Source organism: Sphingobium herbicidovorans (assembly GCF_002080435.1).
In the GTDB taxonomy this organism is placed as follows: Bacteria; Pseudomonadota; Alphaproteobacteria; order Sphingomonadales; family Sphingomonadaceae; genus Sphingobium; species Sphingobium herbicidovorans.
Genome location: NZ_CP020539.1, coordinates 200,758 through 214,630 on the forward strand (window position 1 = coordinate 200,758; position 13,873 = coordinate 214,630).

General features: G+C 62.1%; 10 protein-coding genes and 2 pseudogenes. 6 read left to right on the forward strand and 6 right to left on the reverse strand.

What is annotated here, in order from left to right; genetic code table 11:
* Position 1: 1 nt before the first annotated feature.
* Complete coding sequence (locus B6S01_RS15575) at positions 2 to 1,852, forward strand: acetyl/propionyl/methylcrotonyl-CoA carboxylase subunit alpha (protein ID WP_037468263.1); 1,851 nt, start codon at positions 2 to 4, stop codon at positions 1,850 to 1,852.
* Positions 1,849 to 1,932, forward strand: a pseudogene (locus B6S01_RS21685) (MaoC family dehydratase); the annotation flags it as partial. The gene B6S01_RS15575 and the pseudogene B6S01_RS21685, both read left to right, overlap by 4 nt.
* A 62-nt stretch (positions 1,933 to 1,994) precedes the next feature.
* On the opposite strand, the pseudogene B6S01_RS22170 reads toward B6S01_RS21685, so the two are convergent.
* Positions 1,995 to 3,172, reverse strand: a pseudogene (locus B6S01_RS22170) (tyrosine-protein phosphatase).
* Positions 3,075 to 5,684 (reverse strand): TonB-dependent receptor, encoded by a 2,610-nt coding sequence (locus B6S01_RS15590; protein WP_051908525.1) that lies wholly within the window; start codon positions 5,682 to 5,684, stop codon positions 3,075 to 3,077. Before B6S01_RS15590 ends, B6S01_RS22170 begins: the two are co-directional and overlap by 98 nt.
* A 281-nt stretch (positions 5,685 to 5,965) precedes the next feature.
* Here B6S01_RS15590 and B6S01_RS15595 point away from each other — a divergent pair, with 281 nt between their 5' ends.
* Together B6S01_RS15595 and B6S01_RS15600 are read left to right on the forward strand one after the other, a co-directional pair.
* A complete protein-coding gene (locus tag B6S01_RS15595) occupies positions 5,966 to 6,361 on the forward strand; it encodes a cupin domain-containing protein (RefSeq protein WP_037468262.1) in 396 nt (131 codons plus the stop codon).
* 70 nt (positions 6,362 to 6,431) lie between these two features.
* A complete protein-coding gene (locus B6S01_RS15600) occupies positions 6,432 to 6,881 on the forward strand; it encodes a universal stress protein (protein ID WP_037468259.1) in 450 nt (149 codons plus the stop codon).
* Positions 6,882 to 6,915: 34 nt separating this feature from the next.
* On the opposite strand, the gene B6S01_RS15605 is transcribed toward B6S01_RS15600, so the two are convergent.
* The gene (locus tag B6S01_RS15605; protein WP_037468256.1) at positions 6,916 to 7,242 is read right to left on the reverse strand and encodes a TraR/DksA family transcriptional regulator; all 327 of its coding nucleotides are present in this window, start codon (positions 7,240 to 7,242) and stop codon (positions 6,916 to 6,918) included.
* A gap of 76 nt (positions 7,243 to 7,318) precedes the next feature.
* On the reverse strand, positions 7,319 to 8,152 hold the full coding sequence (locus tag B6S01_RS15610; protein ID WP_037468255.1) for a universal stress protein: 834 nt from the start codon (positions 8,150 to 8,152) through the stop codon (positions 7,319 to 7,321).
* Positions 8,153 to 8,557: 405 nt separating this feature from the next.
* Here B6S01_RS15610 and B6S01_RS15615 point away from each other — a divergent pair, with 405 nt between their 5' ends.
* Positions 8,558 to 11,644, forward strand: coding sequence for a transglycosylase domain-containing protein (locus tag B6S01_RS15615; RefSeq protein WP_169802852.1), 3,087 nt, complete (start codon positions 8,558 to 8,560; stop codon positions 11,642 to 11,644).
* 9 nt (positions 11,645 to 11,653) lie between these two features.
* Here B6S01_RS15615 and rodA read toward each other — a convergent pair whose 3' ends face one another.
* Positions 11,654 to 12,724: a rod shape-determining protein RodA gene (gene rodA / locus B6S01_RS15620; RefSeq protein ID WP_051908522.1), complete on the reverse strand. Its 1,071-nt coding sequence runs from the start codon at positions 12,722 to 12,724 to the stop codon at positions 11,654 to 11,656.
* 262 nt (positions 12,725 to 12,986) lie between these two features.
* On the opposite strand from rodA, the gene B6S01_RS15625 reads away from it, so the two are divergent.
* A complete protein-coding gene (locus B6S01_RS15625) occupies positions 12,987 to 13,424 on the forward strand; it encodes a universal stress protein (RefSeq protein ID WP_037468252.1) in 438 nt (145 codons plus the stop codon).
* Between the two features lie 54 nt (positions 13,425 to 13,478).
* On the opposite strand, the gene B6S01_RS15630 is transcribed toward B6S01_RS15625, so the two are convergent.
* Complete coding sequence (locus B6S01_RS15630; protein ID WP_037468250.1) at positions 13,479 to 13,871, reverse strand: Na+/H+ antiporter subunit G; 393 nt, start codon at positions 13,869 to 13,871, stop codon at positions 13,479 to 13,481.
* Positions 13,872 to 13,873 lie beyond the last annotated feature (2 nt).

Genomic DNA, 13,873 nt, shown 5'->3' on the forward strand with positions numbered 1-13,873 from the left:
CATGATCCAGTCTCTTCTGATCGCAAATCGCGGCGAAATCGCCTGCCGCGTCATCAAGACCGCGCGCCGTCTCGGCATCCGCACGATCGCCGTCTATTCCGACGCGGACGCGCAGGCGCTGCACGTACGCGAAGCGGATGAGGCCATCCACATCGGTGCTTCGCCAGTGCGTGAAAGTTATCTGCTGGGCGATCGCATCATCGCCGCGGCCCTGCAATCGGGCGCCGAGGCCATTCATCCGGGCTATGGTTTCCTTTCGGAAAATGCGCAGTTCGCGCAGGCCGTCATGGACGCCGGGCTGCTGTGGGTCGGCCCCAACCCATCAAGCATTATCGCCATGGGCCTGAAGGACGCCGCCAAGGCGCTGATGTCCGACGCCGGCGTGCCGGTGACGCCCGGCTATCTCGGCGAAAATCAGGATAGTGACTTTCTGGCGGCCCAGGCGGAAGCGATCGGTTATCCCGTCCTTATCAAGGCGGTCGCGGGCGGTGGTGGCAAGGGCATGCGCCTGGTCGAGACGCCATCGGAATTTGCCGACGCGCTGGCCTCCTGCCAGCGCGAGGCGGCATGTTCCTTCGGCAACGCCCATGTCCTGATCGAGAAGTTCATCCAGCGCCCGCGGCATATCGAGGTGCAGGTGTTCGGCGACAAGCATGGCAACATCGTCCATCTGTTCGAGCGTGACTGCTCGCTGCAACGACGGCACCAGAAGGTGATCGAGGAAGCGCCGGCGCCCGGCATGGACGCCGTGACGCGCGACGCCCTCTGCGCAGCGGCCGTGCGCGCGGCGAAGGCTGTCGACTATGTCGGCGCAGGGACGATTGAGTTCATCGCCGACGCGTCGGAAGGGCTGAGGGCCGACCGCATCTGGTTCATGGAAATGAACACCCGCCTGCAGGTCGAGCATCCGGTGACCGAAGCGATCACCGGGCAGGACCTGGTCGAATGGCAGCTGCGGGTAGCCTCTGGCGAACCGCTGCCCTGCGCTCAGGATGATCTGTCCATCTCGGGCTGGGCGATGGAGGCGCGCCTTTACGCCGAGGACCCGGCCAAGGGGTTCCTGCCCTCGATCGGCAGGCTCGATGCTTTCGACCTTGGCGACACCGTGCGCATCGACACGGGCGTCGCACAAGGCGCGGTCATCTCTCCCTATTATGACCCGATGATTGCCAAGCTGATCGCCTATGGCAGCACCCGCGAGGAGGCTCGCATAGCGTTGGCGCAGGCACTGGACCGATCAGTGGTCTGGCCGCTCCGCACCAATGCCGGCTTCCTGGTTAAGGCGCTCGCCCATCCCGACTTTGCCGGCGGCACGGTCGATACCGGTCTGATCGCCCGCGAAGGCGAGGCGCTGATGCCGGCAACGCTGCCAAGCGACGCGGTTCTGAAAGCGGCCAGCGCCCGCCTGGGTGGTGCGGGCGCGCTTTGGGGCTTCCGGCTCAACGGCGCGCGCCGCCAGCGCGGACGCGTTCTGGTGGACGGGCATCCTGTCGAGACGGATCTGGATGCCGGCCATTCCGGGCTTGCTGCCCCGGCTCTGACGCGGCTGCTGGTGACAGAGCATGGACGAAGCTGGGAAATCCGACCGTTCCGGGCATCTGCCGGTCGCGCTGCCGCGGCCGGTGACGGCGCAATCCTCGCGCCCATGCCAGGCCGGATCATCGCCGTCAGTGTCGCGCAGGGCGATAAGGTGGTGAAGGGGCAGAAGCTCGTCACGCTGGAGGCGATGAAGATGGAACATGGCCTGGTGGCGCCGTTTGATGGAACGGTCGATGAAATGCCATTCGGGCAGGGGGCTCAGGTTCAGGAGGGCACGTTGCTCGTGCGCGTCATTGCGGAGGAAGCGGAATGAGCGGCAGGTTTTTCGACGCGTGGCAGGTCGGGGATCTGGTTGACCATCCGATCCGGCGCACGGTGACGGAAACGGACAACGCCTCCGTCACACCCGGCGCGGTTCATAAAACCACTTTCTGCATGCCTGCGTTAAACACAGCTCACTCAGTATAGGTGGCGCGCAACGCGGCCACATCAACTGCGCTGACGCCCAACGCCTTGTCGAGATAGGCTTCGACAGAACCGTAACGCTGGTCGATTTCTTCCAGCGCCGAACTCAGGAACGCCTTGCCGTCGGCATCCTTGAGCGGCTGGGGCTTCGTGCCCTTGTATCGAGCGAACATCCGGGCAGCGGCATTGTCCGGGAACGCAGCCGGATCAAAGGGAGCGGTTTCATATTCCGGTCGGCGGTACTGGGTCGACAGATGATAGTCCGCAATGATGACATCCCGCGGAACGCCCAGAGCCGACAGGATCAACGCCGTCGCCAGCCCGGTGCGGTCCTGCCCCGCCGAACAGTTATAAGCCAGCGCCCCCGGTTTGCGAGCAGGCGGTCGAACAGCACCCGGAACTGCGGCGCCATCATGTCGGGCATCCTGCGGTAGAGCGCGCCGCCATTAGCCAATGCCCCGCCGTTTGAGGACTTCATCGCGTTGGTGATCGCCGCCATGGAATAGCCCACGGCGTTGTAGGGCACGCCGACGATCCGGCTGGGCGCCAACTGGCGTTCCTCGCTGGACCGCAGATCAACCATATTGCCAAGCTGCAGGCCCTCGATGAGCTTGAGGTCGCCCTCGGTCAACAGCGGCGTAGCGCCGGACCGATAGATCATGCCCCATTTCACCTGACGCCCGCCTGCCGCCGGATATCCGCCGATGTCGCGGAAATTGGATCCCTGCTCCAGCGGCAGCACCCGCTCGGCGACGCGGATTGTCCCGCCGTCCTGCTGATTCTTCAGCAGGAAGAAAGCGCGCTCGCCCGGCTTGACCGCCTGCTCATGCACGCCGTCCCTGTCCCTGGCGGACACCAGCGCGGATGCGGTTGCCACAGCATCCGCCTTGTCCGACATATAGACATCGACGGCGTTCTTCGCGGACCAACTGATCTTCAAACGATCGGGCGCGATCCGCTCGACCATCGGGCTTGCAGGCGCCTCCGCCGCAGCGAGGGGGGAGGCTGCGGCGCTTCCGAGCAGAAGGGCCGCGAGTGCAATGGACTTCATCATGATGCTCATCCCCTCTTCAGAAATTGGCTTTGACGCCAAACAGATAGCGCGTGCCGAACAGTTCCACTTCATAAGGCGTGGCGTCGCTGCCGGTATAACGGATCCCCGGCTCATTGGTCAGGTTGACGACATCGGCATAGAGAGTGAAGCCCTTCACCAGCTCATAACGGACCGACAGGTCGACCCGCTCGTTGCTCGCCCAGTAAATGTCGGACGTGGCATCGACCGAAATGTCATCAAGCCATTTGGTGCGGTGCTGATAACCTACCCGCGCGGAAAAGCCGGCCTTCTCATAGAATAGCGACAGGTTGGCGATGCGCTTCGACGTGCCGGGGAAGGCCACCTCGCGGCCGGACGGCAGTTCAAAATCGCCATCCACCAACGTCAGGCTCGCCTGCGCGCCCAGTCCATCGAACGGCGCCGGGAGGAAGGTGAAGGGCTGATTATAGGCGAATTCGACGCCGTAGAGCTTTCCGTCTCCGCCGTTCAGAGTGGAGCTGTAAATATAGCCCGAACGGTCCACGCCGCCAAAGTCGAACCGGCTGTCGCCGACCGGCGCTGTGGTTTCGAACAGCGTGTCCTTGACCTTGCGGTAGAAGCCGTTGACCGACAGCAGCGACGCAGGCGCGAAATACCATTCGGCAGAGGCATCGACGCCGAAAGCCCGTTCCGGCTTCAGCGCGGGATTGCCGCCGATGATCGACTGAATGCCTGCCGCATCGTTGATGGTGACGGTCGCCCGCTGCTCGACGAAGCTTGGCCGCGCCGCGCCGCTGACGAAGGAGGCACGCAACTTGAGTTCATCGGTCGCATCATAGTTGAGGTGGAGGCTGGGATAGACGAAGGTGTAGTCGCTGCTGACCGACACCGGGCTCAAGGCTCCGCCCACTGCCGCCGTGCCGGTGGAGCGGATTTTCGTATTTTCCACCCGCGCGCCCGCGACGATGGACAGGTCGTCCGTTTTCCAGCTCACCGACGCATAGCCGGCGATGATCCGTTCCTTGACCGTATTGGCGAGCGCAGGGTTCCGGCTGGGCACGGCGAAGGTGCCGCCTGCCGCATTCGCTTCGCGCGCGCCCGCGATCAGCGCGTCAAGCTGCTGGCGCATCCCCTTGTTGTTCAGATAGTTGAAGACATAGCCACGATCGAGATCTTCATCGACGGGCGTCCCGGTGACGAAGGCGCCGGGTGTCCAGGGCAGGCCCAGCGCGGCAGCGACATCGCGCATGGCGAACGATCCGCTGGTGCCGTCGGGTCGCAACAGAGCCAGGGCGCCCGGATCGACCGACTTGCGATCGTCATATTGACCGCCGAACGAGACGATGATCGCATCGGAAACGTCATAGTCAAAGTCGGCCTTGCCGGTATAGCTCTTGGTCTTGCTGCCCAGCACATAGGCGGTGAGAGTCTCGCGGTCGAACGCGAACTGGTCGAGCGCGCCGCTGCTGCCGTTCGCGTTGGTGACGGTCAGGACCGGAAGATTATATTTGCCCGTGCTGTATGTGACGTCGGGGCGAAGCGCGGCAGTGGTCGATGACTGGCTGATGATCGGCAGGTCGATCTTGCTTTCCGTCTCGACATAGGCGGCATCCCAGCTCGCGCGCAGCCGGCCGAATTCATGGTCGCCATGCAATATGTTGAAGAAGGTGGACGTCTTGTATTCGCCCTGTTCGAACGCCCCCGTTACATTGGCGTCCACCGTAGCGCCGCTGGTCCCGGTGCGATCGGCGCCGGTGAAGGTGAAGGTATATTGGTTGCGCTGCTCATGATCGAGAAATTCGGTGTAGAGGCTGGTGGCGCTGATATGATGGCCATCGGCCGGGCGGAATTCGATCTTGCCCGAAAGCGAGTTGATCTCCCGCTCGATGATATATTTCGCGTTGCGAAGCTCCCGAAGCGCACCTGCGGCGTCGTAGCGCGGCTCGCTATTGTCGGTCTGCTGTTCGAACTGGCTGTGAGATGCGGCCAGCGTGATGCCAAAGACGTTGCTGCCATAGCTCAAGCGGCCCGCCGCCTGCTCCTGCGGTCCATTGCCCAGGTCGACAAAGCCGTAGCCAAGGTCGAGATAGCCGTGGAATCCCGGCTTATCGAGGGCGGAGTAGGTCTTGATATTGACCCGGCCTGCGAGCGCCTCGGCGGGCATGTCCGGCAGCAAAGTCTTGTTGAGTTCGACCGTGCTGATAAGCGCGGCCGGGACGGAGTCGAAGCGGAAGACGCGCTCCTCCGCGCCCAGCACATTGACGCCGTCGAACGAAACGACGGTCCAGCGGGTCGGCGCGCCCCGCACCTGGACATAGCGTTCCTGACCCTGGTCGCGCTGCACGCCGATACCGGGGAGGCGGGCAAGCGCAGCGGCGACGGTCTGGTCGGGGAAACGACCCGCGTCATCGGCGGTGATGGCGTTGACGACATTGTCGGCCTCCCGCTGCACCCGGAGCGATGCTTCCAGGCTTTCGCGAATAGGGGAACCGTTGACGACGATCTCCCCGCCTTCATCCATCGCCGCCGCCTCGGCCGATACCGCTGTGACGGCGGCGCTATTTTCTTCCGCCGCTGCGTTTTGCGCCATGATCGCAGCCATGGCCGTTCCGGCGACCAGCGCCGCCTTCAAGATGTCGTTTGTCATTGGTGAGCCCCTTCTCGTTCCGTTGGGGGCACCTAGGCGGACACTATGACTGGGGCGCGTAGCTATGATGATGACGGCGTGACTGTGTCGTGACCCGCCTGTGACACCGCAACGCGGTGCGCGCGAGCGTCAGGCAAATGCAATCGAGCGGGCTGGCTGGAATTTTGAGGCTCGATCGCCTAAACAGGAAGGCGAAAAGACTCGCATTCTCCAAATATCGAGATGAAAATTTTTCAGCTTCATCTCTCGCGCGACCATGGGTTCAGGCAGAGGAGATCATCATGAGAGGATTTGTCGGCAACATTGACGAATTGACGGAAAACAATTCTGACTTCCGCCACGTGCTCTATACTGGCCGCAATCTGCAACTGGTGCTCATGGCGATAGCGCCGGGCGATCAGATCGGGGAAGAAGTGCATGAGGATCGCGATCAGTTCTTCCGCGTTGAATATGGAGAAGGCGAGGTCCAGATCGATGGCGTCTCCACGGCGGTTGCCGCCGACGACGCCATTATCGTGCCTGCGGGCGCGCGCCACAATGTCATCAATAGGGGAACGGGATTGCTCCAGCTCTACACCATCTATGGCCCGCCCGAACATGTCGATGGCGTCATCCACCGCACAAAGGCCGATGCAGAGGGAAGTCACGAGCATTTTGACGGACGTACTACTGAATAGTCGAAGGCGTTGCGGCAGGAAATTCAATCAATCTGCCTTTTATGAATAATCCACTGGAAGAGGAAAGCGCATGTACAATCGGATACTCATCGCGACGGACGGATCGGAAATCGCGCAAAAGGGCGTGGATCATGGCCTGGCGCTGGCAAAGACCCTGGGCGTCGAGGTGACGATCATCACCGTGACTGAGCGGTTCCCGGTGTACACCAGCGGAGCGGGCTATGATCTTGCCTGGAGCGGTGCGGCGCTGGCCGAATATTCCGAAGGCCAGACGAAGGTCGCGGACAGCATCCTGGCTGCCGCTAAACAATCGGCGCAGCGACTGGGCGTGACCGCCGACACGCTCCATGTCCCGGAAACGGAGGTGGCCGAGGCGATCATCACGGCTGCGCAGGAACGGAACTGTGACCTCATCGTCATGGCTTCGCATGGCCGCCGGGGATTGGGTCGCCTGATGCTGGGCAGCAAGGCGTCCGAAGTGCTGACGCACACCGATATTCCCGTGCTTGTGGTCCGCTGAGTTCCCGCCGGGCGCTGTTGGAGCGCCCGGCTGATCAACCCGCCTTCTGGGCGCACGCGATGCACAGGGCCGCTTCGGGCCGGACCTCCAGACGCTGCGGCGTTATAGCGCCGCCGCAGCGCACGCATTCCCCATAAGTTCCATTCTCGATCCTTGAAAGGGCGCGCTGCACGGAAGCGATCTCGCGCGCGATCAAGGCGGCCTGCGCCTCCAGCGAGGCGTCGTCTTCCTTCTCTACCGCCTGTTCCGATGAATCCGGGTTCAGCGGCTCGGACAGATCATCAGCGACGCTTTTCTGGCGGCGTTCCAGTTCCGCCAGTTGCGCTTCCAGACGCGATTTCGCAGAATTCGGATCGATCACGGCAATTCTCCCATCCCCGTCCTGTCTGAACAGTGAGTCGAACGCGCATCGAGGCGCCATGCGCCGCCGCCTGCCATCAGTGCGACAGGAAAATGGAAAGCGCCGGTCGTTCCAGCACCGACCGGGTCGCGCCGCCCAGGACGAATTGACGGACCCGTGAATGGCCATAGGCGCCCATGACCAGCAAATCGCTTTCCGCCTCTGTGCAATAGGCTTGCAGCGCCTGTCCCGCATCACGCCCAGCTGCCGGGATTTCGATAGCGTTGGCGGTGATGCCATGGCGTCCGAGATGGCGAACGATATCGGAAACCGACGCGGCCGGTGACAGATCCTTGTCACCCGCGACGGTCGCGATCTCGACCGTTCTGGCTTCTGCACAAATGCTGAGTGCGTCAGCCAGAGCGCGCGCCGCGGCCCTGCTGCCATCCCAGCCGACCACTATATGATCGAACTTTCCGTTCCGGGCATCTTCGGTCAGCAGGATAAGCGGGCGTCCCGTTTCGAAGATCAAGCCTTCCACCGGCACACCCTGCTCACGCCCATGGACCGGGACGAGAAGCAGGTCATAGGCGCGCGCCCTGCTGGCGATTTGCCAATAGGTGCTCATCATCCCCACGCATTCCACGAGCATCGCCTCGCCTCTGATGTCGTCGCTTGCCGAAGCATGGAATTGAGCAAGCAGCGCCTGTGCATGGTCCGTGCTCTTGCGGTTTTCCGCAGCGATCATGCCGGCGGCATCGATCAGCGTGTCGGCCAGCCAATTGGATGCGGGAGGAATGCGGACCTGGCACACACCGACCGACAGCCTGGCGCCCAGCCCGCTGGCGAGGGCCAGCGCATTGTCGAGCGCCCAACCGGGGGTTGGCTCGGGATAGCTGTTCATCTGCAAAATAATGTCACGCAGGGCCATGCTACTCTCCAGTCGTCCGGGATCTTTCAAATGCGTCCCGGCATCGCTTCATCATGCCAGTAACAGGGTTCCAGAGCCACTGCCCTACGCAAATCCCACCGGGTTGGAAGTGAGGGGAATCGCGCCCCTATCCAACTGACTCCGCACGCAAACACCGGGATGAAACGAAATTAAATTGCGATGAAACGAATTGATGGGCGGTGCGTTTTAACCGGCAGCGATCGTGCTACGGCGGGCATTTCCAGATGGTTTCGACTGAAAGATGGAAGGGCCGCCGCGTCACCTGAGGTGAGGAGGGCGATGACGACCTTATTGGGATCATCGGAACTGGGAGCTGGCGCCTACCGCCGCTTGACGAACTTGCGCGCGCACAGCGGCTGGAGGGGGATAAGGCGTCGCCCTCGAATGACTGCGATGGTGATAGCGTTGGTCGCATTTCTGATCGTCGCAGCTGTCGAATTTCGCACCTCTTACATTCAGTCTCACCTGTTCTCGCGGCTGGCGGACCGCATGCATTTCCACATGGGCAATGGCGCCAGCGAGGACATCGCCTTTCCGGCCCACGGCCCGTTCGACACACGATTGGGCTATGTGCAATTGCCCAACTATATCGCCCAACTGTCGCGTGAAGGCTTCACGATCGACCGACAGGCACGGACGTCATCCACACTGCAATGGTTTCAAAGCCTTGGCGGATTCCCCCCTTATCGCGAGAAAACCTCTGCGGGCCTGACGCTGGTGGGGGCGAGGGGGCAGCCGATTTTTTCCTACCGGGATCCGGCCCAAATCTATCTTTCCTATGACGATGTGCCCGACCTTGCGGTTCGCAGTCTGCTCTTTGTGGAAAATCGCGATTTGCTGAGCCTGCGTTATCCGCGCCGCAATCCCGCCGTTGAGTGGGATCGGCTCGGCCTCGCCCTCATCAGCTTCGGGGCCAGCAGCGACGGCGAGCGCAGTCCTGGCGGCAGCACCGTGGCGACGCAGATGGAAAAGCTGCGCCATTCACCGCGTGGACGGACGACCGGGCCGATCGAAAAGCTGCGGCAGATGACGTCGGCCAGCCTGCGGGCCTACCACTCCGGCCTTAATACGGTCGATTTCCGCAAGCAGACCGTCGTGGATGCGCTGAACCTGATCCCGCTCGCGGGCTTCCGCGGCCATGGGGAGGTCATCGGCCTCGGCGACGGATTGCAGCTTTGGTACGGAGCCGATTTCGCCAGCGTGAACAGGGCGCTGCGCACACCCGCACGAACCGGTCCGGAACTGCGCCGACAGGGTCTTGCGCTGAAACAGGTTCTAAGCCTGGTCATCGCGCAGCGCCGCCCCGCTCATTATCTGGGGACGGGCCGCGATGAACTGGAGGCGCTGACCGAAAGCTATCTCCGCCTGATGGTCGCGGAAAACATCATCGGTTCCGATCTTGGCGATGCTGCCATTGGCGCGCGGCTCACTTTCAACACCACGCCCCCTGACGCCGCGCCCTTGTCCGATTCCGTGGCGAAGGCGGCGAACGCATTGCGGCTCAATCTGGCGAAGCTGATCAAGACGCCGAGCTTCTACGATCTCCACAGGCTGGACCTGACCGTCGAAACGTCGATCGACAGGAAGGCTCAGGCGGAAGCGACGGCGCTGCTACGCAGTTTGCGAGAGCCGGAAGGGTTATCGGAACTGGGGCTTACCGGACCCCGACTGCTCAGCGGAAGCGCACCGGCACAGGTGAATTACAGTTTCACGCTTTATGAACGTGGCGCTGGTTCTACCCATGTGCGCATCCAGACGGACAGTCTTGACGGGCCGCTGGACGTCAACGCCGGGACGAAGCTGGAACTGGGGTCCACGGCGAAGGTCCGCACGCTCATCACTTACCTCAACATCGTCGCAGATCTTCACGACGAGCTTCGGACCAGGCCGTCCGCAGAACTGAACCGCCTCGTCCAACAAGGCGATCCGTTGACCGCGTGGGCTGCCGGGCAGTTGCTGGAAAATGGCGACAGGGGCACGGCGGCCATTGTCGATGCGGCGATGGAGAAGAAATATTCCGCGGGAACGGGCGAGCGATTTTTCACCGCCGGGGGCATGCATCGCTTTGCCAATTTCAACCGGCGGCATGGCGGGCAAATGACGGTGTCCTATGCGCTGCAACAGAGCGTCAACCTCGTCTTCATCCGCATGATGCGCGACATAGTCGATTATCACCTCGCCCGCATACCGGGCGCGGCGGGAATTTTCGAACGAGCCGATCACCCGCGCCGGGACTATTATCTGCGGCGCTTCATCGACATGGAGGGGCGGCAATATCTCGCCCGCTTCCGTCCCCAATATCGGGAGCTGGATCCTACCGCGATTATGAGCCATGTCGCCGAACGCGCCAAATATTTGCGCCCCCGGCTGGCGGCGGCGTTCCGAACCGTCCGGCCCGATGCCGACTTCAAGCAATTTTCCGCCTTTATCCGGCAATGGGCAAAAACCCCGCCCGATGATGAAGAAGGCATGCGCAAGCTGTATGCAACCTATGCGCCTGACCGGCTCAACCTGGCCGACCGGTCCTACATCGCCGATATCCATCCGCTCGAACTGTGGCTGGCGGGCTATCTCTATACGCATCCCGGTGCGTCGTGGGGCGATATCGTTGCTGCAAGCGCCGACGTGCGGCAGGAAGCCTATCTCTGGTTGCTCAAACCCAACCGTTTCGCCGGGCAGAACCGGCGGATCAGGACCATGCTGGAAAAACAGGCCTTTGTCCCGATCCACAAGGATTGGCAGCGCCTGGGCTACCCCTTCGAAACGCTCGTGCCCTCCTATGCGACCGCCATCGGCACATCGGGCGACCGCCCCGATGCCCTGGCGGAATTGATGGGCATCGTCGCGAGTGGGGGTTACCGTTCCGCGCCCCGGCTCATCGACAGGCTGCATTTTGCGGAAGGGACTCCCTATGAAACCGTGATGAAGGCGCGGCCGAAAGCCGGTGTCAGGGTGCTTCGGCCCGAAATCGCCCACGCGGTGCGCCGGGGATTGGTCGATGTCGTTGAAAATGGAACGGCGCGGCGGGCCTATGAATCGGTTACCGCAGCGGACGGCTCTGCGATGATGATCGGCGGCAAGACGGGAACCGGTGACAATCGCCATATGCGATACGGGTCTGGCGGTCGCCTCGTCGGGTCGGAGGCGCGTTCCCGTACGGCCACCTTCGCCTTCTTCATCGGCCAGCGCCATTTCGGCACGATCACCGCCTTCGTGGAAGGGGCCGAGGCATCGCAATATCGGTTCACCAGCGCCTTGCCCGCGCAATTGTTCACGCTTTTGGCGCCTGTGATCCAGCAAGTGATCGGCGATCGATCCACCGCACAGCCGCCCGCTCCCGCTCCCGCTCCTGCGCCCACAATCCGCACGGACTGGCAGGCGCTGCTGAACCGGCCAAATCCTCTTGCGGCCAACAGGGAGGGCTTTGGGAACCCGCCATCGCTGCTGACATCGTTCGATGGATGGCGGTGAAACAGCCTTCTACAGGCCGTTCGGGGTTCGGCTCCGCAACTGATTGTCGCGATGGATGGACATCAATATCCCCAGCAGGATCAGAACGGTCATCATGGCCGATCCTCCATAGGACATGAGCGGCAGCGGAATGCCGACCACAGGCGCCATCCCCATCACCATGGACAGATTGATGCCGACATACAGGAACAGCGTGAAGGTCAGCCCCATGGCGGTCAGGCGCGTGAACACGGACGTCGATCGCATGGCCAGGCTCAGGCCCCACCAGATCAGGTAGCCATAGGCGAAGATCACGAACAGCCCGCCCATCATTCCCCATTCCTCCATCATCGTGGCGAAGATGAAGTCGGTATGCGTCTCAGGCAAATAGGCCAGATGGCTCTGCGTGCCGTTCAGGAACCCCTTGCCGAATATGCCGCCCGATCCGATTGCGATCTTCGACTGGGAAATATGATAGCCGGTGCCGAGCGGATCGCTTTCCGGGTCCATGAAAGTGAGCACCCGGTTCTTCTGATAGTCGTGCAACATGCCCCAGGCGACCGGCAGCATGGAAAGGACAATTGCGCCTGCGCCGATAAACCAGCGCAGGTGCGTGCCCGCCATGAAGATCAGCAGCGTTCCCGCCATCGTGATCATCAGGGCCGTGCCAAGATCGGGCTGCAGCATGACCAGACCGGCGGGCACCGCGATCAGCCCCGCCGGGATGAGCAGCACGAATGGCGCGCTGACGAACATGGGCGGCACGCGATGGTAGAAACGCGCCAGGGTAAGAACGATCGCCAGCTTCATGAATTCCGAAGGCTGGATCCGTATGATGCCCAGGTCGATCCAGCGCTGCGCGCCCATGCCGATCTTGCCGAACAATTCCACGATCAGCAGCAGCGCCAATGTGACGCCATAGAAGGGGTAGGCAAAGCGCATCCAGATGCTGACCGGCACGAGCGACAGGACCAGCATCCCGCCAGCCAGCACGACGAAACGCAAAGCCTGGTTGGAAGCCCAGGGCGTCATATGCCCGCCCGCCGCCGAATAGAGCGTTGCCAGCCCCAGCGTCGTGATCGCCAGGACCGTGAACAACATGCTCCATGGAAGCGCGCGCAGGGGTGCGGGAATCAGCAATGCCCCAAACTCCGTCGATCTTACGCGTTGATGGTCAGAACGGCACCTTTGGTCACTAGGCGGTCCGATTGCAACCTGCCGAATCGTGTCACTGGCATGCGACCGTCCGCCCGGTGGCGCGGGCCCGTCGTGCAAAGCCAGCCGAAATCATTTATTACAATAGTTACACCTTCGACGTTCGCCATCATGGTAAAAGAAAGCGTCAAGGATAGGAGCAGGAAAAATGACCTTTGCAACGATATTGGTCGCCATCGACATAAATGATCCCGAACACGCCAGGTCCGCGCTTGAAGCAGCACGTTCCCTGAAGGCGTCTCAGGCCGGGGCGACGAAGATCAACATCCTCTATGTCCGCTATTATCTGCCCGTAAGATATGCAGAATTGCTTTCGGGAGATTTCGATACGCAGGAAATCGAGGAAGCGCGCCGCCGCATCCACGACTGGAAAATCGAATATGGGCTGGAAGACGCCAATTTCATCACGCGCCGCGGGACGGTGAGGGACGAGGTTTTCGAAGAAGCGCGGCGAAGCAAGGCGGACCTGATCATCATCGGGTCGCATCAGCCGTCATTGTCGTCGCGGATGTTGGGATCCAACGCCTCCGCCATCGTCAGGAACTCGCCCATCAGCGTCCTGATCGCGCGCGACAAAGCCGTCTAGTTCGGCCCCTCCGGACAGGCCGGGATGCCGGCCTGTTCGAACGCCGCGATTGGCCTACTCCCGTTCGTCCTGCACGCCGAACGTCGCCCAATCCGCGTTGCCGCCCGGTCCGTCGGGCAAATCGCCCTCCCACTGACCGGGGGCATCCGGATGACTGTGGCGGCCATGGATATAGGCTTTGGCGATCATATTGGCCGAAATCGGCGCCGTTATGAACAGAAACAGCGTGATCAGCAGTTCGTGCGCCGACCATGAAAGCCCGTGCGTCGGGAAATAGAGCATGGATGCGATCAGGCAACCGCCCACCCCCAGCGTGGTCGCCTTGGTAGGGCCATGCAAACGGGTCATCAGTGATGGAAGGCGCGCAAGTCCCCAACTGCCGATCAGCGCAAAGGCGCCCCCCAGCACGATCAGCAGGGCGATGGCGATGTCGATGAAATCGGTCATTC